Below are 22,348 nucleotides of genomic sequence, written 5' to 3'. Positions count from 1 at the left end.
ATGCGGCGGACGGAACCGGAAGGCCACGGCCCGGTCCGCTTCGGGCCGCCGCTCCCCGACGACGGGCTGCCGGTGCTGCCCGAACTGGCCGGCGTCCTGGCGGCGGCCGCCGCGCGCGGCGGGGCCGAACCGGTCGGCGGCGGGGCTGCCCTGCTCGACGCCGCCTGCGGCCACGGAGACCGGCGCGGACTGCCCGCCGTCCCCGACCGCACCGCTCTCGCCCCCGGCGCGCCCGCCCTGCTGACCGCGCTGACCGCCGCCATCGACGGCGACGTCCTCGTACCGAGGCCCTGCGCCTCCTGGTGGCCGCCGTACGCGCGTCTGCTCGGCAGACCCGTCTTCCACGTGCCGACCCCCGCCGAGAGCGGCGGCGTCCCCGACCCCTACGCCCTGCTGGAGACCGTGCGCCGGATGCGCGCCGAGGGCCGCGACCCGCGCCTGCTGGTGCTGTCCGTGGCCGACGACCCCACGGCGACCGTCGCCCCGCCCGAGCTGCTGCACGCGACCCTGGAGGCCGCGGCCGACGAAGGGCTGCACCTGGTCAGCGACGAGACCTGGCGCGACACCCTGCACGACCCGCACGACACGGTGCTGCTCAGCCCCGCCGAGATGCTGCCCGACCGGGTCACCGTCGTCACCGACCTCGCCGGTTCCCTGCTCCCGCCGGGCTGGCCGGCCGCCGTGGCCCGCTTCCCCGCGGGCGAGGAGGGCGCCGCGCTGCACGCGCGCGTGCTCGACGTGCTCACCGCGCTCGACGCCCGGGTGGCCGCCCCCGTCGCCGCGGCCGCCGGGTACGCGCTGTCCGAACCCGAACCGGTCACCGCGCGCGTCGCCGCCACCGTCCGCGTGCACGCGCGCGTGGCCGCCGCCGCGCACCACGCCGTGGTGTCCGCGGGCGCCCTGGCCCGCCCCCCGCGGTGCGGCCGGCACCTCTACGTCGACCTCACCCCCCTGGCGCCCGCACTTTCCCAGCGGGGCATCGGCGACGCCCAGGAACTGGAGGACTTCCTCACCGCCCGGCTCGGCATGCCCGCGCCCGGCGGCCACCGCTTCGGCGACGACTTCGAGACGCACCGCGTACGGCTGTGCACCGCCCCCCTGCTGGGCGACAGCCCCGAGGAGCGCGCCCGGTGCCTGGACGCGGACGACCCGACGGAACTGCCACAGGTGCGACGCGCGTTGAACCATCTGACATCGGTCTTCGACGATCTCCGTGACGACGCTCGGCGATGGGAGTCCTCTCGATGACGCAGCGGCACGAGTCGACCGGAACGACGTCCACAGCGGGGGACGCGGGGCCCCCGTCCGGCGGCTCCCACCCCCCGCTCGCCGAGCCGCGTCCGCTCGCCGAGCGCCGGGTGTGGCCCCGCGCCTTCCACGACCGGCTGACCGCCCCGCTGCCCGGGCTCAAGGCCGTCGCCCGCTTCGCCCGCGAGGGCGCGGTACGGCCCACCCCGGAAGGCCTCGCCGGCATCCCCGACCTGCCGTACGCCCCCGGCCCGGTGCCGGACGTGGACGCCCGCACGCTCGCCGTGACCTGGGCGGGTCACGCCAGCTGGGTGGTGCGGATCGGCGGGCTCACCGTGCTCACCGACCCGGTGTGGTCCCGGCGCATCCTCGGCACCCCCGCCCGCGTCACACCCGTCGGCGTGGCCTGGGAGGCGCTGCCGCGCGTGGACGCGGTGGTCATCAGCCACAACCACTACGACCACCTCGACGCCCCCACCCTGCGCCGGCTCCCGCGCGACACCCCGATGTTCGTGCCGGCCGGTCTGGGCCGCTGGTTCCACCGCCGCCGGTTCACCCGGGTCACCGAGCTCGACTGGTGGGAGGCGGCCGAACTGGGCGGTGTGCGCTTCGACTTCGTACCGGCGCACCACTGGTCCAAGCGCACGCTGACCGACACCTGCCGTTCACTGTGGGGCGGCTGGATGCTCACCGACCCCGACGGCCGGCGGGTGCATTTCGCCGGCGACACCGGCTACGGGCACTGGTTCTCCCGCATCGGCCGCCGCTACCCGGGCATCGACCTGACCCTGATGCCGATCGGCGCGTACGACCCGCGCTGGTGGCTGGCCGACGTGCACTGCGACCCGGAGGAGGCGGTCCGCGCGGCCCAGGACCTCGGCGCGCGCCACATGGCGCCCATGCACTGGGGCACCTTCGTGCTCTCCGCGGAACCGGTCCTGGAACCCCTCACCCGGGTCCGCGACGCCTGGGAAGCGGCCGGACTGCCCCGGGAGCGCCTGTGGGACCTGCCGGTGGGCGGATCGCGGGTGATGGAATGACCGGGGGCGTCTGCCCGCCGGCGTGCCGCCGGGCGTCAGCCGGCCGGAGTGCCGCGCACCCGCCGCCACAGCCCGGGAGCCACGCTGAGCAGGACGGTCAGCACGACCGCCGCGAGCACCCCCTCCCAGGGCTCGTCGAACAGCGAGCCCCCGAGGACGCCGATCAGCTGGTAGGTCGCCGCCCAGGCCAGACAGGCCGGCAGATTGCCGCGCACGAAACGCCGCAGCGGCCACTTCGCGACCAGACAGGCCAGCATCACCGGCAGACGCCCGGCCGGCACCAGCCGGGACAGCACCAGCACCGCCACCCCGTGGTCGGCGAGCTTCTCCTGGGCCTGCGCCAGCCGCTCCTCGGGGGCCCGCTCCCGGATCGCCTCCAGCCACCGCGAGCCGTTCTTCGACGTCATCCCGCGCCGCCCCAGCCAGTACAGCGCCACGTCGCCCAGGAAGGCGGCCAGCGACGACGTCAGGAACACCATCGCCATCGCGTAGGGCGACGTCTGGTGGACGGCGACCACGGCCGCCGAACTGACCAGCGCGCCCGTCGGCACCACCGGGACCAGCGCCCCGATGAGCACCAGCAGGAACAGCGAGGGGTACCCGATGGCCTGCTGGGTGGACTCGGGCGCCACGGCCGCCGGCGGCACCAGGACACCGGCCGCCTGACCGAGGGCGGCGGCAGATATCACCGCGTGACCCCCAGGCGCACGCTCTCCCCGTGCCCGAGCCGGTGCACCACCGCGTCCGGCGCGTACCGGGCGGCCAGGCGCTCGAACTCGTGCCCCGGCGCGTGGAATTCGTGCGGGCGCACCGCGTCCATCCCGATCGGCCAGTACGTGCCGTAGTGCACCGGCACCGCGCTCGCCGCGCCCAGCAGCGCCAGCGCCTGGGCCGCCCGCCCCGCGTCCAGGTGCCCCTCGCCCAGGTGCGGGCCCCAGCCGCCCACCGGCAGCAGCGCCACGTCGACCGGGCCGACCTCCTTGGCCATCTCGTCGAACAGGCCGGTGTCCCCGGCGAAGTAGGTGCGCGCCTCGCCCTCCACCACGAACCCGAGGGCGGGCGCGCCCCGGCGGCCCACCGGAAGCCGCCGCCCGTCGTGGCGCGCGGGCACGGCCCGCACCACCAGCGGGCCGACGGTCGTCTCGTCACCGGGCGCCACCTCGCTCACGTCGAGCCCGGTGAGCCGGCGCAGCCCCGGCACCGCGCGGAGCGCGCCCCGGGGCACGAGCACCCGGGTGCCGGGCGCGAGCCGGGCCAGCGACGGCAGGTGCAGATGGTCGGCGTGCAGATGGGACACCAGCGCCACGTCCGCGCGCAGCGCGCGGGGCGGGGGCACCGCGCCACGCCTGCGCCGCAGATGCGCCAGCCGGCGTGCGAACAAGGGGTCGGTGAGGACGCGTGTGTGCGCGTCCTCCAGCGTGCAGGTGGCGTGTCCCCACCACGTGACCTCCACCGGCACCTCTTCGCCTCCTTCGCGCGACTCCCCGAAGCCTACGCGCAGGAGTAGGGTCGTCGGCGAAAACCGGAGGTGAGGGGGACGCCATGGCGCCGGTGCGGGTCACGACCATCGCGAGCCTGACGCCGCTGGAGGAACTGGACGCCGATCCGTTCCTGGTGGACTCCCGCGGCCAGCACACCATGTGCGCCCGCTGGGCCGCCGAGCACGGCTACGTGGTGGCCCGCGAACTCCTCGTGCACGGCCTGCGCCCCGACCACTCCCTGCTGTGGGACGGGGTACGCCCCGGCACCGATCTGTTCGTGGCGCCCAGCCTGCGGGTGCTGGAGCGCGCGCTGTCGTCCGCCGCGGAGTTCACCGCCGAGTGCGCGCGGCGCGGGGTGCGGGTGGAGACGGTGGGCCGCGCGGAGCCGTCGTACGACGCGGTGATGAAGGCCCGGGTGCACCGCAGGCTGTCCATGCCGACCGCCGGTTACGACGGCCGCTGAGGCGCCTGGGACCGCGTACCAGGGGGACGAAACGCCTCATCAGGGCGTTGTGACAGGGTGGAGGCGGTCCAGAGACCGGAACGTGAGGTGTACGGGGCGTGGGTGGCGGGCGATGGCGACGGGTCGCCAGTCAGATCGGTCGGAGTGTCACGGTGTGGGTGGTCTCCACGCTCACCATGCTGGCCCTCGCGGGCATCCTGCCGGACTTCCGGCTGCGCTCGGCCGACGGCAGCAGCGCCACCGACATCGCGGTCACCGCCGCGCTCGGGGCCGGCGCTTTCGGTCTGCTGTCCGCCCTGGTCTGGCCCCTGCTGGTACGGCTGCTGCTGCTGGTGCCCGCCCTCGTCCTCGGCCTGCTGGTGTTCTTCCTCAACGGCGCCCTGCTCTGGGTGGCGCTGCGCGTCAACCCCGTCGAACGGGGCTCCGCGGCCCCGGAGACGGCCGTCGTGGTCGCCGCCGTGATGTCCGCCGTCGCCTCGGCCACCGGCGGTGCCCTCGCCGTCCGTGACGACGACGCCTACCGCCGCCGCCTGTACCGGCTCGCGGACCGAAGACGGCGCTCCACCCCGCCCTGCCCGGCGACCCCCGGCACGGTGTTCGTGCAGCTCGACGGCGTCGGCCACGACGTCCTGCTGTCCGCCGTCGACAAGGGGCTGATGCCCACCGTCGCCCGCTGGCTCGGCACCGGCGGCGACCGCCCCAGCCACCGCCTCACCCCCTGGCGCACCGACTGGTCCAGCCAGACCGGCGCCAGCCAGCTCGGCATCCTGCACGGCAGCAACTTCGACGTGCCCGCCTTCCGCTGGTACGAGAAGGCCCGCCGCGAGGTGATGGTGTGCAACCGGCCCACCAGCGCCGCCGAGCTCCAGGCGCGCGCCATCGAGCACTCCGGCCACGCCGGCCTGCTCGCGCACGGCGGCGCCAGCCGGGGCAACCTGTTCAGCGGCGGGGCCGACGAGCAGGCGCTGGTGCTGTCCATCGCCACCCGCCGCAGGGGACCGGCGGCCCGCTCCCGCGCGGGCTACTTCGCCTACTTCTCCGACCCCGCCAACGCCGTGCGCACCGCGCTCTCCTTCGTCGCCGAGGTGGGCCGGGAGATCGGCCAGTCCGTCCGGTCCCGCATGCGCGCGCAGCGCCCGCGCGTCTCGCGCGGTGGGCTCTACCCCCTGGTGCGGGCCTTCGCCACCGTCGTCGAACGCGACGTCGTGGTGGCCGCCGTGATGGGCGACCTGCTGGCCGGCCGCAGCGCCGTCTACGCCGACCTGGTCGCCTACGACGAGGTCGCCCACCACTCCGGGCCCACGAGCCGGGACACCGACAAGGTCCTCCAGCGCCTCGACCGCGCCCTCGCCCTGATCGCGAACGTCGCCGAGCACGCGCCCCGCCCGTACCGCATCGTGGTGCTGTCCGATCACGGGCAGAGCCCCGGCGAGACCTTCCGCTCCCGCTACGGCCTGACCCTAGGCGACCTGGTGCGGGCCGGCTGCGGCCTGCCCGTGCCGCGCCGCGCCCGGCGCACGCACAGCGGCGCGGAGGCCCGCGCGGCGGTCCGCGCGGCGCTGCGCAGGCCCGTCGAGGAGGGCACCGAGCAGTACCGCCCCTCGCGCGGCTCGGAGCCGGTCGTGCTGGCCTCGGGGAACCTGGGCCTGGTGTCCTTCCCCGACGTGCCGCACCGGATGACCAAGGAGGAGATCGACGCCCGCCACCCCGCGCTGCTGCCGACCCTCGCCAACCACCCGGGCGTCGGCTTCCTGCTGGTGCGCAGCGAACGCCACGGCGGGGTGGTGCTCGGCGCGTACGGCGCGGAGATCCCGCTGGACGAGCTGGACGACAACCCCGGGCCGCTGGCAGCCTTCGGTCCCGGCGCGGCCGACGTCGTGCGGCGCACCCACACCTTCCCGCACACCGCCGACATCATGGTCAACTCCTTCCACGACCCCGCCGACGGCGAGGTGCTCGCGTTCGAGGAGCAGATCGGCTCCCACGGCGGCCTCGGCGGCGCCCAGTCCCGTCCCTTCCTGCTGTCCCCGCTGATCCTGTCCGCCCCGGTGCCCGAGGGCACGGAGCTGGCCGGCGCCGAACAGGTCCACCACGTGCTGCGCCGCTGGCTGACCGAGGCCGACGAGTCCGACACCCGCCCCCTCCCGGACCACACCGGACGAGCGGCCTGAGCGACGGCGACGGGCGTCACGGGCGAATATTCGCGTGACGGACACACCCCCCGGTTGAGAACCTCGACGGCGAACCGTCCACCCCGCCGCAAACGCGCCCGTCGAGGCGCGGAGAGGGAGTTCCTGCGTGCAGGCAGCCGTCACCGTCACCCCCGCCCGTGTCCCGGAGCTGCTGCTCGGTCTCGCCACCGTGCGGCCGGTGTTCCTCTGGGGCGCGCCCGGCATCGGGAAGTCCTCCCTGGTGAGGGAGTTCGCCGAGAGCCTCGGGCTGGAGTGCGTGAGCCTGCTGGGCACCCAGCTGGCCCCCGAGGACCTGATCGGCGTGCCGCAGATCCGCGACGGCCGCTCGGTGTTCTGCCCGCCGGAGGCGATCGCCCGCGACGAGCCGTACTGCCTGTTCCTGGACGAGCTGAACGCGGCCACCCCGGACGTGCAGAAGGCGTTCTGCGTTCTACTCGCTGATCCTCGACCGCCGCATCGGCGACTACGAACTGCCCAAGGGCTCCGTCGTGATCGGCGCCGGCAACCGCTCCACCGACAACGCCCTCGCCCGCCCCATCGCCTCCGCGCTGGTCAACCGGCTGACCCACGTGCACCTGGAGGCGTCCCCGAAGGACTGGCTGGTGTGGGCGGCGAACAACGGCATCCACCCGTGGATCACCGACCACCTCACCGACCGTCCCGACCACCTGTGGTCCAAGCCGCCCAAGACCGAGGAGCCGTTCTCCACGCCCCGCTCCTGGCACATGCTCTCCGACGCGCTGCACTCCTTCGGCCGCGACCTCGACGAGGACACCCTGAAGGTTCTCGCCCACGGCACGCTCACCCCCGCGCACGCCACCGCCTTCTGCGGCTACGTGAAGATCGTGCGCAGCCGCTTCGGCATCGACGCCGTGCTCAAGGGCGAGGCCCGCTGGCCGCACCGCCCGGAGGACCGCGACCTGCTCTACTACCTCGCCGAGTCCTTCCGCGGCCGGCTGGTGAAGGAACTGCCCGCGTCCAAGGAGCACATGTCGGCGGCCGGCCGGCAGATCGCCTACCGGGCCAAGAGCCTGCTGGTGCAGCTCGCCGAGATCTCCGTCGAGGTCGCGCAGACCGTCATCGCCCCCGACGCCGACGGCAACCCGCTGCTGCCGTCGTGGTTCCTCGTCGAGGCGGCCCGCGACATGCCCCGCCTGGTGGAGGCGCGCCGGTGAGCCGCACCCGCGGCAAGGGCCCGCAGCCCAAGGGCGGCAAGGGGCAGCGCAAGCGCGACCTCGCGGCGGAGCGGTTCGCCGACGGGCTGCGGCTGATGCGGGCCAACCCCGCCCTGGCGGCCGTCGAGGTCGACGTCTGCCGCCGCGAGGACTGCGAACTGGCCCCGCGGGACGGTCTGGTGCGCGTCGACTCGGACGCCGTGCTGCACGTCCACCCCGACCGGCGGGCCGACCCGGAGACCTGGGCGTGGGCCCTCGCGCACGCCGTCCTGCACCTCGGCTTCGGCCATGTCCCGGCCGCCGAGGGGCCCCGCACGCAGCCGGACCGCTGCGAGCTGGCCGCCCGCTGCGTCGTCGTCAACCGTTTCCTGCTCGGCTTCCCCGTCGGCAAGGTGCCCGAGGACCTGCCCGCCGCCTACCCCGACGGCGACGAGGAGCGGCTCGCCGCCGCCTGGCGGCGGAGCGGGATCCCCGCCGTCTACGAGCGCTGCGGCACCGCGGGCGACGAGGCGGACCTGCACCTGGAGCGGTGGCAGGGCTGGTACGGGCAGCCGCCGGACCACCAGCTGGCGTTCGCCACGGCGCTCACCCGCACGGTGTCCGCCGCGATGGACATGGCGGGCGGCCGCCGGGACAGCCTGGACGGCGCGCCGGCCCCGCGCCGCCCCTGGCAGAAGGCGCTGAGCTGGTTCGTCTCCTCCTATCCGCTGCTCGGCGGCATCGCCTCCGGCATGACCCTGGTCGCCGACGCGGAGCTGGCCCGCGCGCACGGGATCTCCGTCGCCGCCGTCAACGCCGGGGCCGGCGAGATCTACGTCAACCCGCTGCGGCACCTGGAGGACGAGGAGTGGCGGTTCGTGCTGGCGCACGAGATGCTGCACGCCGCCCTGCGCCACGGCGACCGCTGCGGCCCGCGCGATGCGTTCCTCTTCAACGTCGCCTGCGACTTCGTCGTCAACGGCTGGCTGGTGGAGATGGACATCGGCACCATCCCCGAGGGCCTGCTGTACGACAAGGACCTCGCCGGTCTGTCCGCCGAGGAGGTCTACGACCGCGTCGTGGGTGACCGCCGCGCACGGCGCCTGGCCACCCCGCGCGGCAAGGGACTCGGCGACGTGCTCGGCGCCCCGCTCGGTCCGCCCCGTGACTGCGTCGACCTCGACGGCTTCTACCGGCGCGGTCTCACCCAGGGCATGGACCTGCACGACCGTCAGGAGCGCGGGCTGCTGCCGGCCGGGCTGGTCCAGGAGATCCGCACGCTCAGTCATCCGCCGCTGCCCTGGGACGCCCGGCTCGCCCGCTGGTTCGACGAGTTCGTGCCCCGCCCCGAGCCGCTGCGGTCGTTCGCGCGGCCCTCCCGGCGTCAGGCGTCCACTCCGGACATCCCGCGCGCGGGCCGCTGGTTCCCGCCCGAGGAGGTCGCCCGCTGCACGTTCGGCGTCGTCCTCGACACCTCCGGCTCCATGAACAGCGTGCTGCTCGGCAAGGCGCTCGGCGCGATCGCCTCCTACGCCGGGTCCCGGGACGTGCCGGCCGCCCGCGTGGTGTTCTGCGACGCGGCACCGCACGACGCGGGCTACCTCCCGGTCGCCGAGATCGCCGGGAGGGTGCGGGTGCGCGGCCGGGGCGGCACCGTGCTCCAGCCCGGCATCGACCTCCTCCGGCGCGCCGACGACTTCCCGCCCGGCGCGCCCGTGCTGGTCATCACCGACGGCTGGTGCGACGTACTGCGGGTCCGGTGCGAGCACGCCTACCTGATCCCGCAGGGCGCGCGGCTGCCCTTCACCCCGAGGGGGCCCGTCTTCCGGGTGAGTTGAGCCGTGATGTGATCGGATGGGACAGGACGCCCGGGTGATCCGGGCGTCCGGACCGAGCACCGCCGGACACCCGGCCGGACATTTCTCGAAAGGAATGCGTCATGGCAACCACGCGCGCCGCACACACCGTCTGGGAAGGCAGCCTCTTCAAGGGCAGCGGGGTCGTCGCCTTCGACTCCTCGGGCGCCATCCCCGAGCAGCCGGTCACCTGGGCCTCGCGCGCCGAGGACGCGAACGGGAAGACCAGCCCCGAGGAACTGATCGCCGCCGCGCACTCCAGCTGCTTCTCGATGGCCCTGTCCAACGGCCTCGACAAGGCGGGCAACCCGCCCACCCGGCTGACCACCAACGCCGAGGTCACCTTCGTGCCCGGCCAGGGCATCACCGGTATCCACCTCACCGTCGAGGGCACCGTCCCCGGCCTGGACGAGGCCGGCTTCGTCGCCGCCGCCGAGGACGCCAAGGTGAACTGCCCGGTCAGCCAGGCGCTGAAGGGCACCGAGATCACCCTGACGGCGAAGCTCGCCTGACCGTCCGTACCGCCAGGTCACCGCAGGCAGCCCCCGCCGGGTCACCGCAGGCCGCCCCCGCCGGGGCGGCCTGCGCCGCGTCCGTCCCCGAAAGCCGCCACCATGACGCCACGCCCCGCCGTCTCCGCCCACCGGGGAGGCACCGAGCGCGCCGCCCCGGCCACCTGGGAGGCGTACCAGGACGCGCTCGCCACCGGCGCCGAGTACGTCGAGTTCGACGTCCGGCGCACCGCCGACGGGGTGCTCGTCGTCCACCACGACCCCCGGGTGGGCGGCACCGGCCCCTTGCTGTCCACCCTCACCCGCGCCGAACTCGACGCCCGCGCCGGACACCCGGTACCGCTCGTGGACGACGTGATGGCGCTGGTGGCCGGGAAGCTCGTCGCGCACCTGGACCTGAAGGAGACCGGGTACGAGCGGGAGCTGACCGACCGCGCGGTCGCCCTGCTGGGTGAGGACGGGTTCGTCGCCACCACCCTGGAGGACCGCTCCGTCGCCGCGGTCACCGCCGCCCGCCCGGGCGTACGCACCCTGCTCTCCCTGGGCCGTGACGGCCGGGGCCTCGGCCGGCGCCGGCTGGTGCGGACCCGGATCAGCGAACTGCTGCCCCTGCGCCGCGTCCGGGCCTGCGGCGCCCACGGGGTCGCCGTGCACCAGCGGCTGGCCCGCGCCACCGTGCTGCGCGAGGCCGCCCGGGCCGGACTGTTCACCATGGTGTGGACGGTCAACGAGGACACGGCGATGCGGGCCTTCCTCCGTGACCCGCGGGTGGACGTCCTGGTCACCGACCGCCCCCGCCGCGCCGTGCGGCTGCGCGACCACCCGGACGGGCCCACCGGGCGCTGACAGCTCCCCACCGGCACTCTTGACAACGGCCCGCTCAAGTTTTGTGCTGGAAGTGTTCGGAAGTCCGGAGAGGTGCCCTGGCGGAAGGGGACAGCGATGGGACGTGCCGTCGGAATCGACCTGGGAACCACGAACTCGGTGGTCGCCGTGCTCGAGGGCGGTGAGCCCACCGTCATCGCCAACGCGGAGGGCGCCCGCACCACGCCCTCGGTCGTGGCCTTCGCCAAGAACGGCGACGTGCTGGTCGGGGAGGTCGCCAAGCGGCAGGCGGTGACCAACGTCGACCGCACCGCACGTTCCGTCAAGCGGCACATGGGCGACGCCGGGTGGCGGTTCCCCGAGCAGGGCGACATCGACGGCACCCGCTACCGGGCGCAGGAACTGTCCTCCCGGGTGCTGCAGAAGCTCCGCCGGGACGCCGAGTCCTACCTCGGCGAGGAGGTCACCGACGCGGTCGTCACCGTACCGGCGTACTTCGACGACACCCAGCGCCAGGCCACCAAGGAGGCGGGCGAGATCGCCGGCCTCAACGTGCTGCGGATCGTCAACGAGCCCACGGCCGCCGCCCTGGCGTACGGGCTGGACAAGGAGAACGACCAGACCGTCCTGGTGTTCGACCTGGGTGGCGGCACCTTCGACGTGTCGCTGCTAGACATGGGGGAGGGCGTCATCGAGGTCAAGGCCACCAACGGCGACACCCACCTGGGCGGCGACGACTGGGACCAGCGGGTCGTGGAGTGGCTCGCCAAGCGTTTCAAGGGCCAGTACGGCGTCGACCTGGCCCAGGACAAGATGGCGGTGCAGCGACTGCGGGAGGCCGCCGAGAAGGCCAAGATCGAGCTGTCCTCCTCCACCGAGACCACGATCAACCTGCCCTACATCACCGCCTCCGCCGAAGGCCCCCTGCATCTCGACGAGAAGCTCACCCGGGCCCAGTTCCAGGAGCTCACCGCGGACCTGCTGGACCGCTGCAAGCAGCCCTTCCACCAGGCCGTCAAGGACGCCGGGGTGCGGCTGTCCGACGTCGACCACGTCATCCTCGTCGGCGGCTCCACCCGGATGCCCGCCGTCACCGACCTGGTCCGCGAGCTCACCGGCAAGGAACCCCACAAGGGCGTCAACCCCGACGAGGTGGTGGCCCTCGGCGCCGCCCTCCAGGCGGGCGTCATCCGCGGCGACGTCAAGGACGTCCTGCTGCTCGACGTCACGCCGCTGTCCCTGGGCATCGAGACCAAGGGCGGCATCATGACCAAGCTGATCGAGCGCAACACCACGATCCCCACCCGCCGTTCGGAGATCTTCACCACCGCCGTCGACAACCAGCCCTCGGTCGGCATCCAGGTCTACCAGGGTGAGCGCGAGATCGCCGCGTACAACAAGAAGCTCGGCGTCTTCGACCTCACCGGCCTTCCCCCGGCCCCGCGCGGCGTCCCGCAGATCGAGGTGGGGTTCGACATCGACGCCAACGGCATCATGCACGTCTCCGCCAAGGACCTGGCCACCGGCCGCGAGCAGAAGATGACCGTCACCGGCGGCTCGGCCCTGCCGAAGGACGACATCGACCGCATGATGCGGGAGGCCGAGCAGTACGCGGAGGAGGACCGCAGGCGCCGCGAGGCCGCGGAGACCCGCAACCAGGCCGAGCAACTCGTCTACCAGACCGAGAACTTCCTGCGGGAGAACGGCGACAAGGTGCCCGGGGACACCAAGGCCGAGGTCGAGGAGGCCGTCACCGCGCTCAAGGGCCTGCTGGGGCAGGAGAACCCCGACACGGCCGAGCTGCGCACCGGCGTCGAGAAGCTCGCCTCGGTCAGCCAGCGGATGGGTCAGGCGATGTACGCGCAGACGGCGTCCGCCCCCGAGGGCGAGGCCGCCGGCCCGGGCACACCGCCGCAGGAGGACGACGGGGTGGTGGACGCGGAGATCGTCGACGACGACACGCACACCGGTGAGGGGAGCCGCAAGGACGGCGCCGCCTGAGTCCGCACCCCGCACCCGCGCCCCCGCCTGAGCCGGCGTCGGCCGAGCCGGCCGGTGCACGCCGCGCGAAGGGGGTGTGGGCAGCGGGGGCCGGGAGGTCCGCGCGACGACCCGGTGCGGCGGGCGCGGATGACGCACACGCCCTCCCGGCCCCCGAGGCCGGCCCCGCCGGGCTCAGCAGCGTTCCCGGCACTCCCGCAGCAGCTTCTCCGTGCGCTGGGTCGTGGCCGCCCGGGCCGTCATGTGGTCCAGTACCTCCAGGTGCACCGAGACCTCCTTGCGGGAGTCCAGGTACAGGGCGCCGGTCAGGTACTCGGTGAACACCATGTCCGGCAGCTCCGGCTCGGCGAACCGGAACAGCGAGAACGGCGCGTACGTCCCCGGGTGCGGGCCGTCCGCGAACTCGGCGACCTGCAGCGTGATCCGGTCCCGTTCGGAGTACTCCAGCAGCTTGTCCAGCTGCTCGCGCATCACCCGGCTGTCCGGGCTCACCGGACGGCGCAGCACCGTCTCCTCCATCAGCACCCACAGGTGCGGCGGGTCCGGGCGCTCCAGCAGCCGCTGGCGTTCCATGCGCAGCGCCACGTGCCGCTCGACGGCCTCCGGGCCCGCCGTGCCGATGGTCCCGGCCTCCAGGACCGCCCGCGCGTAGTCCTCCGTCTGGAGCAGGCCGGGCACGAAGTGCGGCTCGTAGGAGCGGATGATCCGGGCGGCGCCCTCCAGACTCACGTACAGGCTGAACCACTCGGGCAGCACGTCGTGGTACCGCTGCCACCAGCCGGGACGGTTCGCGTCCTCGGCGAGCAGGACGAACGTGTCGGTCTCGCTGTCGGGCACCCCGTAGGCCGTCAGCAGCATCTGCACGTACGGGATCTTCAGGGCGACCTCGGCGGTCTCCATCCGGCGGACGGTCGCCGGCGCCACCCGCAGGATCCGGGCGGCCTCCTCCCGGGAGAGCCCCGCGGCCTCCCGCAACTCGTACAGCCGCCGTCCCAGGACCACCTGGCCCACGGTGGGTGCGGCCCGCCGCTCACTCAACGCCACGCCTCCCCAACGCGCCCGGGCATGCGCTCATCCTGTCATGTCCCTCAGAGACTCTCACGCGCCGTGGACGACCGCCCTGTCCCACCGCCTCGCGCCGCATTACCCCGCACGTAATCGACCCGGTCCGGCCCGCACGGGATCGTGGACGCACCACATCCGGTGACCGCTCCCGACGGAGGATGATGCCCGTGTCCGCGACCCCGCTCGCCGCGCCCGCCCGCACCGTGGAACCGCTGCGGACGCTGCGCCGCCTCCTGGCCCTCGACGCCGTGGTGACCGGCGCCAACGCCGTCGCCTACCTCGCCCTGTCCGGACCGCTCGGCCGCTTCCTCGGGGTCGGGTCCGGCCTGCTGCTCGGACTCGGGGCCTTCCTCGCCGCCTACGCGGCCGGCGTGGGCCTGCTGGCCGCCCGGCCGCATCCGCCGGTGCCCGGCGTGCGGATCGTCGTCGAGGCCAACCTCGCCTGGACGACCCTGAGTTTCGCCGCCCTCGCGCTGTGGCTGACGCCGACCGCCGCCGGCGCGCTGTGGATCGCCCTCCAGGCGCTCGCCGTGGCCGGCCTCACGCTGCTCCAGTACCGAGCCCTGAAAGCGCGTCAGCTCAGCCAGGTCTGAAGGTACTCGGCCGTCGCCGGGTCCGCCGGGAGCAGCGTCTCCACGGCCAGCTCGGCGACGGTCACGTCCATCGGGGTGTTGAAGGTGGAGATGGACGACACGAACGACAGCGTCCGTCCCCGGTGCTCGATCACCATCGGCAGCGCGAAGTACGCCACCGGCTCGGCCGGTTCCTCCGGGCCCGCGGTGTCCGGTACGGGGTACGCCGCCACCTCGTCGTACAGCGCCCGCAGCCGGTCCGAGCGGCGCAGGGCGATGTTGCGCCGCATCTGCTCCAGCAGATGCCCGCGCCACTCCCGCAGGTTGCGGATCCGCGGCGCCAGCCCCCGCGGGTGCAGGGTCAGCCGCACCGCGTTCAGCGGCGGCGTCAGCAGCGCCTCGGGGACGCCGTCGAACAGCGCCAGGACCCCCCGGTTGGCCGCCACGACGTCGTACATCGCGTCCACCACCAGCGCCGGATACGGCTCGAACCCGCCGATCAGCCGCTCGATGCCGGCGCGCACGACCTCCAGCGCGGGATCGTCCAGCGGGGTCTCCGGGTAGCGGGGCGCGTAACCGGCCGCCAGCAGCAGCGCGTTGCGCTCCCGCACGGGCACGTCCAGGTGCTCGGCGAGCCGCAGCACCATCTCCTCGCTGGGCCGGGAACGGCCGGTCTCGACGAAGCTGATGTGGCGGGCGGAGGAGTCGGCGCGCAGGGCCAGCTCCAGCTGGCTGACCCGCCGCTGCTGCCGCCAGGCGCGCAGCAGCGGACCCACGCCCTCGGTGCGGGAAGCGGTGTCGGTCGTGACGGTGGTCATGCCAGGACGGTAGCCGAGGAGCCGACGCGCGGGGGAGGCGCCCGCCGTCCGCCCAGGGCACGAGGGGGGCTTCTGTGGCAGCCTGGACGCGGCACGAGAGCCGACCCCGGCGAAGGAGCACCGACCATGCCCGTCGAACCGCTGTCCCGGACGGAGATCGAGGCCCGGCTCGCCGAGCTGCCGGGCTGGACGCTCGACGGCGACCGCCTCACCCGCGCCTACCGGCTGAGCTCGCACATGGCGGCGGCGGCCATGGTCGTCCATGTCGCCCGGGTGCAGGACGAGCTGGACCACCACTCCGACCTCACCCTCGGCTACCACACCGTCTCCCTGTCCGTGCACACGCACAGCGCGGGCGGCGCCGTCACCGAGAAGGACCTCGAGCTCGCCCGCAAGGTGGACGACCTGGCGCCCGCCCACGGGGCACACTGAGGCGCGTGCTGGACTACGACGAGGAAGCCGAGCGCTACGACGCCCTGCGCGGTGGGGAACCCCGCGCGGCGGCGGCCGCCGAGGCCGTACTGAGCCTGGTCCCGCGGCAGGCGCGGCACCTGCTGGACGTGGCCTGCGGCACCGGCATGGTCACCCGGCTGTTCCCGCGCGCCCGCCCCGGGCTGCGGGTCACGGGCGCGGACCTCTCCGCGTCGATGACCCGGCGGGCCGCGGGCCGGCTGCCCGGGGCCGTGGTCCGCGCCGACAGCCGCCGGCTGCCCTTCCGCGACGCGTGCTTCGACGCGGTGGTCAGCGTGTGGCTGCTGCACCTGCTCACCGACCCCGGTGACGTGCGCGCCGTCATCCGCGAGTGCGCCCGCGTGCTGCGGCCCGGGGGCGTCTACGTCACCACCGTGCACAAGGGGCTCTCGCACAACGTCGGCAGCGACATCGACGCGGTGCTCGCCGACCGCCCTCCGAGCCCCGTGCCCGACGCCGCGGAGGCCGTCGCGTCCTGCGCGGCCGGGCAGGGCCTGGTCCCCGCGGGTCAGGCCCGCTTCCGGGGCCACGGCCAGGGCCGCAGCCCCCGCCGCACCGTGGACGACCTGCGACGCGGCTGGTTCGTCACCCTCCCGCCCGGCCACCCCCTCGTGGACGACTTCGCCACCCGCCTCTCGGCCCTCCCGGACCAGAACCGCCCCCGCCCGGACCCGGTCTTCACGCTCAGGGCGTTCCGCAAACCGTAGTGTCCCCCGCCCCGGACACGGCGCCCACCGACTCCCGGAGCTGTTCGAAGGCGGTGGGGGAGGGGCGGTGGGGCAGGAAGGCGGCGATGGCGCGGGCGCAGTCCGCCGGGCTCGTCGTGGTCGTGTCGCACTCGACGTCGTACAGGCCGTGCGCGTGCACCCGCCCGTGCTGCCGCGCGGCGAGCCCCGCCGGACGGTCGCCCCTCTCCCGCTCACGCCGCTCGGTCTCCTCGAGGGAGCACCTCACACCGACCAGAACCACCTCCCGCGGGTCGAACAGCCCGAGACAGTCGGCGAGTCGCCACTCCTCACTCAGCACATGGTCGACGACTACGTTGTTTCCCGCCGCGGCCATTCCCGCGACCGCCCGGTGGTATCCCCGCCAGGTCCGGTGCAGTACCTCCGGAAGCCGGTCGGCGTCGATCTCCCGGCTCGTCCGCATCCGGTGGAAGGCGTCCACGGGCATGTGGAAGTACGGCTCGTCCAGGACGTGCAGCAGTTCCCTCGCGATGCTGGACTTTCCCGAACTGGACGTCCCGTTCAGGAAGATGATCCGTCCGTGCATCGGGGCTCCTTCGGGGTCGCCGGCGGTGGCGGCCCCATCATCCCCCGCCGGCGGTCGCTCTTCGCACGGCGGGGGTGTCCTTCCTCGTGGGGGGAGGGTCGGGGTCGGAGCGTGCGAGGGCCGGACGGCCCCCCGCGTGAGGGGGCCGCCCGGCCCGGTGGTGGCCCCGGCGTCAGGTGCCGGGGCCGGTACACGGAGCGTCGGCGGGGACTATTCGAGAAGCTCCGCGTACGCGCCCATGGCCGTGGCGATGTCCGCCTGGGCCCAGAACCGGTGGTACGTGAAGACCGGCGCGGCGCCGCCCTTCAGATAGCTCTCGATCTTCGACCAGGCCGGGTCGTCCTTGTAGAAGGACCGGATGGACAGGAACGTCGACGACGAGTCGATCCGGTCGCCGTTCGGCATGGTGCCGGTCCAGCCGGACGGGACGTGCACCGGGTCGTCGAAGCGCTCGTAGTCGCTGCGGGTCTCCGGGACGGCGATGCCGAGGTCGTCCTGGTTGTTCTCCCACATGCCGTCCAGCAGCGCCTTCGCCGTGTCCGCCGCCTCGGTGTCACCGGAGCGGGCGGCGTAGTACGTCAGGATCTTGGCGTAGGAGCCGGCCACACCGACGTCGTTGGTGTAGTCGACGACCTCGACGTGCAGCCCGTTGTTGGCGCCGGGCGAGGACGCGTTCCAGGTGTCGGGGCTGCCGGACCACTTCAGCGTGGACGGGAAGAGGAAGGAACCGTCCGGGTTGACCGTGGTCTCGGACAGCGCCCAGTCGACCCACTTGTCGAGGACCGACTTGGCGAGCGCGTTGCCCGTCTGCTGGTACACCTCGGCCACCCGCTCCAGCGACCATGCCTGGAAGCCGAACCACTGGTTCGACGGCGGGTCGTGGTACACCGGCTTCTCGTCGTAGTACATGCCGTAGAAGGTCGGTGTGCCGGACGGCGGGGTGGTGTAGCGGCCCGCCCAGCTGTTGGTCGCGCCGCCCGCGATGCCGCCCTCGTCGGACTGCAGCCAGCGGTAGAACTCCAGCTGGCGCTGGAACGACTTGCCCCAGTCCTCCGCGCCCGTCGCCGACTTCGGTTTCAGCGGCGCGTGGTGGGCCAGCGCGTACGCGGCGAGCGGGTTCTGGTAGCCGCCGTGCGCGTGGCTGGAGCCGATGCGCCAGGCCCAGCCCGCCGAGGTGTCGGTGGCGCCGCCCCAGGCGTAGTACCAGGAGAGCAGGTAGTGCGAGGCGTCCTTGCCGGTGCCGGCCGGGCAGGACGTGCTGGAGCAGTTGCCGATCTTCTTGAAGTACTTGTCGTACATCGCGTAGCGCAGGTAGTCGCCCATCTTGGCGGCCTTGGCGACGGTCCCGGCGACCTCGCCGCCCTTGCCCTGCTCCTTCGCCCACAGGTCCGCCCAGTACGCCGCCTGCACCGCGCGCGCGTCGGCGTCGGGGGCGTTGGTGAACTTCCACTGCTTGGCGTAGGACGCGTCCTTGGTGAACAGGTCCAGGTAGCCGTTGGTGCCGCCGTACTTGAAGGCGTCACAGGTGGGCTGGGTGACGGTCTCCCACACCGACTCCTGCGGGCCGCGCTGGAAGGTGTTGATGTAGGACGGGCCGGTGTCGGAGGGGCCGGCCTCGCACTTGCCGGGCGAGTTGCCGTAGCCGTAGACGTTGTCCACGTCCTGGATCCAGTGCATGCCGTACACGTTGTCGGTGCCGTACGCCGACTTCAGCTCCGCCGCGATCGGGTCACGGCCGACGGAGACATTCGAGTCGAGCTGCGACGGGTACTCGTCCGGGGTGTCGTGCTCGGGCGCGTACGTCGCCGGCTTCGAGGGGTCGTAGAAGGAGGTGGTCGGCTGGTCGGCGGCGGTCGGGATGGCGTACTGCTCCATCGTCTCCCAGGCCTCGTTGAACCGCGCCCAGTCCCCGGTGATCCTCCCGTACATGGCCTGCAGCCACAGCAGGTAGCTGTACGCCTCCGACGTGGTCTCGTGCCCGTGGTCGGGCGCCTCGACGATCAGTGTCTCCACCGAGTGGTACGGGATGCCCTCGGGGGAGAAGTAGCCGTTCGCCGGGTCGGTGATCTTGTCGTAGAGCTCCAGGAAGCGCGCCTCGTACGACTTGGTCGCGCCCAGCTGGGTCACGGTGACCGCGGCCTTGGCGTGACCGGGCGCCGAGGACTCGAAGACGGCCGAGCCGGTGCCGGAGTCGTCGGCGGCGACGGTCACCTTCTGCGCGGTGTTCCAGTTCGACGGCGTGAAGGTGAGGGCCGCGCCGGAGGACACCGACAGCCCGGTGTTGCCGCTCGCCCGGGCCGTCGTGACGGTCACGTCCGCGCTCGGCTGCTTGGACAGCTTCACCTCGAAAGTGCCCGACTCGCCCTGGCGCACGCCGAGTTGGGAGGGGCTCGCGACCACTGTGGGTCCCGAGGCCACCGTGATGCCGACCGGGGTGGAGGAGGCGGAGGCGCCCAGGCTGTCGTACGCCTTCGCGACCAGCGAGTGGGCGCCGACGGTCAGTCCGCCGACCGCCAGCGTGTACGGGGCGGAGGTGTCCGTGCCGAGCAGTTCCGTGTCGTCGTAGAACTCCACCTTGGTGACCGTGGCCTGGTCGGCCGCGGCGGCGGTGGCGGCGAGCGGCACCGTCTCGCCCTGGGTGAAGACCGAGCCGGCCTCCGGGCTGGTCAGCAGGGCGATGGGCGGCTGGTGGGCGCCGGTGCAGGTGGTGCCGTTGACCGCGAAGGAGGCGGGCGCCGCGTTGGAGCCGCTGTAGGAGAACTGGGCGCCGGTGGTGACGGCGGCGCCGGCGGCGATCCGGCCGTTGTGGCCGGCGTTCCGGACGGTCACGGTCGAACCGGACTGGGACCAGCTGCCGTTCCAGCCGTTCACCAGGCGCTGGTTGCCCGTGTAGGAGTACGTGAGGGTCCAGCCGTCGATGACGTCCGTACCGCGGTTGGTGACCGTCAGGTCGGTCGTGAAGCCCGACCCCCAGTCGTTCGTCTTGTGGTCCACGCTGCACTGGACGGCCGCCGCGCGGGCGGGGGTGGAGCCCGTCGAGAGCATCGTCAGGGGCAGGGCGAGAGCCGTCACGGCGACGGCCAAGAGGCGCCGCACGCCACCGCGTCTGCGGGGTGGGGGATGCATGTGCTGGTCCTTCCTGCGACTCGACATGTCAAGGCTTGAACCAGTGGGAGCGCTCCCATAGTGGGGACGGGGTGGTGACCGGTCAAGCCTTGGGGCAAATCGAAAAGATTCGACGGACGCGGAACCGCCAAAGTCCGCACACCCTCTGTTCTTCATCGTCACTTGGCGCTAGCTTCGTGTGCACCAGTGGGAGCGGTTCCATCAGTCGACGCGTCCGTCACGACGCGTCCGAGCTGCAAGGAGTCGCTCGATGCGCCACCCCCCGCGTTCAGTACTTTTAGCCACCCCCGTGCACGTGTGGAGCACCTGACGCGGGGGCGCTCATCCCCGTGGGATCCCTGTGCCGTCGTGCTGCCCGGAGACGTCCGGCCGGCATCACGGACCCGCCCGTGCGGATCCGGGACGGCATCCCCCACCCCGTAAGGCACCAGGCCGCGCGATCGTCCGCGCGCGCCCTTGAAGGAAAGCCCCCTACGGATAGGAAACCCGCACAATGAGTCGCACCAGAACCGCGCTCCTCGCCGCCATGGCGCTGGTCGCCGGCGCCACGGGTTCGGCGATCGCCGCCGTCCCGGGCGACGCCGGCGCGGCCGCCGTCCCCTGCACCGTCGACTACACGGTGCAGAACCAGTGGGACACCGGCTTCACCGCGTCCGTGACGGTGACCAACCACGGCGCCGCGAAGTCGTCGTGGGCCGTGAACTGGACGTACGCCGGGAACCAGAGGGTGACCAGCGGCTGGAACGCCAGGGTCACCCAGTCCGGCGCGAACGTCACGGCGGCCAACGAGTCGTACAACGCCACGCTCGCCACCGGAGGCTCCGCCACCTTCGGCTTCCAGGGCAGTTACAGCGGCACCAACGCCGTACCCGCCACCTTCACCCTCGACGGCGTGACCTGCAACGTCGACTCCGGCGGCCCGACGGACCCGACCGACCCGACCGATCCCACGGACCCGACCGACCCGGGTGACCGCGTCGACAACCCGTACGACGGCGCCAAGGTCTACGTGAACCCCGAGTGGTCCGCGAACGCGGCCGCCGAGCCGGGCGGCAGCCGCATCGCCGACCAGCCCACCGGCGTCTGGCTGGACCGCATCGCCGCCATCAACGGGGCGGGCGGCAAGATGGGGCTGCGGGACCACCTCGACGAGGCCCTGGAACAGCAGGGCTCCGACGAACTCGTCGTCCAGCTCGTCATCTACAACCTGCCGGGCCGCGACTGCGCCGCCCTCGCCTCCAACGGCGAGCTGGGCCCGACGGAGATCGACCGCTACAAGAGCGAGTACATCGACCCGATCGCGGAGATCCTCTCCGACCCGAAGTACGCCTCGCTGCGGATCGTCACCACGGTCGAGATCGACTCGCTGCCCAACCTGGTCACCAACGTGTCGCCGCGGGCCACCGCCACGCCGAACTGCGACGTGATGAAGTCCAACGGCAACTACATCAAGGGCGTCGGCTACGCCCTCAACAAGCTGGGTGACGCGCCCAACGTCTACAACTACGTGGACGCGGGCCACCACGGCTGGCTGGGCTGGGACGACAACTTCGGCCCCTCCGCCGAGCTGTTCAAGCAGGCCGCGACGGCCGAGGGCGCGACCGTCGCCGACGTGCACGGCTTCATCGCCAACACGGCCAACTACAGCGCGCTGGAGGAGGACCACTTCTCCATCGGCGACAGCGTGGGCGGCACGTCCGTGCGCGAGTCGAAGTGGGTCAGCTGGAACCGCTACGTCGACGAGCTGTCGTACGCCCAGGCGCTGCGCGAGGAACTGGTCTCGCTCGGCTTCGACTCGGACATCGGCATGCTGATCGACACCTCCCGCAACGGCTGGGGCGGGGCGGACCGGCCCACCGGGCCCGGCGCGACGACCAGCGTGGACACCTACGTCGACGGTGGCCGCTACGACCGCCGCTTCAACACGGGCAACTGGTGCAACCAGGCCGGAGCCGGACTGGGTGAGCGGCCCCAGGCGTCCCCGGAGCCCGGTATCGACGCCTACGTGTGGATGAAGCCCCCGGGTGAGTCCGACGGCGCGAGCGAGGCCATCGACAACGACGAGGGCAAGGGCTTCGACCGGATGTGCGACCCCACGTACACCGGCAACCCGCGCAACGACAACAACATGTCGGGGGCGCTCGGCGACGCCCCGATCTCCGGACACTGGTTCTCCGCCCAGTTCCAGGAGCTGATGCAGAACGCCTACCCGCCGCTGTCGTGACGGCCTGACCCCGGTCCGCCGGGCCCGG

Annotated in this window: 18 protein-coding genes and 1 pseudogene; 13 read left to right on the top strand and 6 right to left on the bottom strand. The window is 73.3% G+C overall.

The annotated features are described in order from the left end of the window. Together B100_RS0107540 and B100_RS0107535 are read left to right on the top strand one after the other, a co-directional pair. The gene (locus B100_RS0107540; RefSeq protein ID WP_024883829.1) at positions 1-1,248 is read left to right on the top strand and encodes an aminotransferase class I/II-fold pyridoxal phosphate-dependent enzyme; all 1,248 of its coding nucleotides are present in this window, start codon (positions 1-3) and stop codon (positions 1,246-1,248) included. Continuing rightward, positions 1,245-2,288 (top strand): MBL fold metallo-hydrolase, encoded by a 1,044-nt coding sequence (locus B100_RS0107535; RefSeq protein WP_024883828.1) that lies wholly within the window; start codon positions 1,245-1,247, stop codon positions 2,286-2,288. The genes B100_RS0107540 and B100_RS0107535 overlap by 4 nt, the downstream gene beginning before the upstream one ends. Positions 2,289-2,323: 35 nt before the next feature. Here B100_RS0107535 and B100_RS0107530 read toward each other — a convergent pair whose 3' ends face one another. Both B100_RS0107530 and B100_RS0107525 read right to left on the bottom strand, forming a co-directional pair. Beyond that, positions 2,324-2,977 carry a VTT domain-containing protein gene (locus B100_RS0107530; protein WP_024883827.1) on the bottom strand — a complete coding sequence of 218 codons (654 nt, stop codon included), beginning with the start codon at positions 2,975-2,977 and terminating at the stop codon, positions 2,324-2,326. Continuing rightward, positions 2,974-3,747, bottom strand: coding sequence for an MBL fold metallo-hydrolase (locus tag B100_RS0107525; protein WP_024883826.1), 774 nt, complete (start codon positions 3,745-3,747; stop codon positions 2,974-2,976). The genes B100_RS0107530 and B100_RS0107525 overlap by 4 nt, the downstream gene beginning before the upstream one ends. A gap of 83 nt (positions 3,748-3,830) precedes the next feature. Here B100_RS0107525 and B100_RS0107520 point away from each other — a divergent pair, with 83 nt between their 5' ends. From B100_RS0107520 to dnaK, 7 genes and pseudogenes are all read left to right on the top strand, one after another. Further along, complete coding sequence (locus B100_RS0107520; protein WP_024883825.1) at positions 3,831-4,232, top strand: hypothetical protein; 402 nt, start codon at positions 3,831-3,833, stop codon at positions 4,230-4,232. Positions 4,233-4,330: 98 nt separating this feature from the next. After that, complete coding sequence (locus tag B100_RS0107515; RefSeq protein WP_078540755.1) at positions 4,331-6,403, top strand: phage holin family protein; 2,073 nt, start codon at positions 4,331-4,333, stop codon at positions 6,401-6,403. A gap of 127 nt (positions 6,404-6,530) precedes the next feature. Continuing rightward, positions 6,531-7,599, top strand: a pseudogene (locus B100_RS33750) (ATP-binding protein). Then, positions 7,596-9,416 carry a DUF2201 family putative metallopeptidase gene (locus B100_RS0107505; RefSeq protein WP_024883823.1) on the top strand — a complete coding sequence of 607 codons (1,821 nt, stop codon included), beginning with the start codon at positions 7,596-7,598 and terminating at the stop codon, positions 9,414-9,416. The pseudogene B100_RS33750 and the gene B100_RS0107505 overlap by 4 nt, the downstream one beginning before the upstream one ends. Before the next feature lie 101 nt (positions 9,417-9,517). Beyond that, positions 9,518-9,946 carry an OsmC family protein gene (locus B100_RS0107500; RefSeq protein WP_024883822.1) on the top strand — a complete coding sequence of 143 codons (429 nt, stop codon included), beginning with the start codon at positions 9,518-9,520 and terminating at the stop codon, positions 9,944-9,946. Between the two features lie 102 nt (positions 9,947-10,048). Further along, positions 10,049-10,792, top strand: coding sequence for a glycerophosphodiester phosphodiesterase family protein (locus tag B100_RS0107495; protein ID WP_024883821.1), 744 nt, complete (start codon positions 10,049-10,051; stop codon positions 10,790-10,792). A gap of 96 nt (positions 10,793-10,888) precedes the next feature. Beyond that, positions 10,889-12,772, top strand: coding sequence for a molecular chaperone DnaK (gene dnaK / locus B100_RS0107490; protein WP_024883820.1), 1,884 nt, complete (start codon positions 10,889-10,891; stop codon positions 12,770-12,772). A 174-nt stretch (positions 12,773-12,946) separates the two neighbouring features. Here the strand turns inward: dnaK and B100_RS0107485 are convergent, their stop codons facing one another. Next, on the bottom strand, positions 12,947-13,810 hold the full coding sequence (locus B100_RS0107485; RefSeq protein WP_024883819.1) for a Scr1 family TA system antitoxin-like transcriptional regulator: 864 nt from the start codon (positions 13,808-13,810) through the stop codon (positions 12,947-12,949). Positions 13,811-14,004: 194 nt separating this feature from the next. On the opposite strand from B100_RS0107485, the gene B100_RS0107480 reads away from it, so the two are divergent. Then, on the top strand, positions 14,005-14,430 hold the full coding sequence (locus tag B100_RS0107480) for a hypothetical protein (protein ID WP_024883818.1): 426 nt from the start codon (positions 14,005-14,007) through the stop codon (positions 14,428-14,430). On the opposite strand, the gene B100_RS0107475 is transcribed toward B100_RS0107480, so the two are convergent. Continuing rightward, positions 14,412-15,227, bottom strand: coding sequence for a helix-turn-helix transcriptional regulator (locus tag B100_RS0107475; RefSeq protein WP_024883817.1), 816 nt, complete (start codon positions 15,225-15,227; stop codon positions 14,412-14,414). The genes B100_RS0107480 and B100_RS0107475 overlap by 19 nt on opposite strands. A 126-nt stretch (positions 15,228-15,353) precedes the next feature. Here B100_RS0107475 and B100_RS0107470 point away from each other — a divergent pair, with 126 nt between their 5' ends. Both B100_RS0107470 and B100_RS0107465 read left to right on the top strand, forming a co-directional pair. After that, on the top strand, positions 15,354-15,659 hold the full coding sequence (locus tag B100_RS0107470; protein WP_024883816.1) for a 4a-hydroxytetrahydrobiopterin dehydratase: 306 nt from the start codon (positions 15,354-15,356) through the stop codon (positions 15,657-15,659). A gap of 5 nt (positions 15,660-15,664) precedes the next feature. Next, a complete protein-coding gene (locus B100_RS0107465; protein ID WP_024883815.1) occupies positions 15,665-16,405 on the top strand; it encodes a class I SAM-dependent methyltransferase in 741 nt (246 codons plus the stop codon). Here B100_RS0107465 and B100_RS0107460 read toward each other — a convergent pair. Both B100_RS0107460 and B100_RS0107455 read right to left on the bottom strand, forming a co-directional pair. Beyond that, a complete protein-coding gene (locus B100_RS0107460; protein WP_024883814.1) occupies positions 16,383-16,970 on the bottom strand; it encodes a phosphotransferase-like protein in 588 nt (195 codons plus the stop codon). The two genes, B100_RS0107465 and B100_RS0107460, sit on opposite strands and share 23 nt — an antisense overlap. A 210-nt stretch (positions 16,971-17,180) precedes the next feature. Further along, positions 17,181-20,096: a glycoside hydrolase family 48 protein gene (locus B100_RS0107455; protein ID WP_024883813.1), complete on the bottom strand. Its 2,916-nt coding sequence runs from the start codon at positions 20,094-20,096 to the stop codon at positions 17,181-17,183. A 493-nt stretch (positions 20,097-20,589) separates the two neighbouring features. On the opposite strand from B100_RS0107455, the gene B100_RS0107450 reads away from it, so the two are divergent. After that, positions 20,590-22,320, top strand: a complete 1,731-nt coding sequence (locus B100_RS0107450) for a glycoside hydrolase family 6 protein (protein ID WP_024883812.1) — start codon at positions 20,590-20,592, stop codon at positions 22,318-22,320. Positions 22,321-22,348: the final 28 nt, after the last annotated feature.

The sequence above is a fragment of the Streptomyces sp. CNH189 genome (assembly GCF_000527195.1).
Note: the sequence above shows the minus strand (reverse complement) of the source record. Positions and strands in the feature narration are given on the sequence as shown.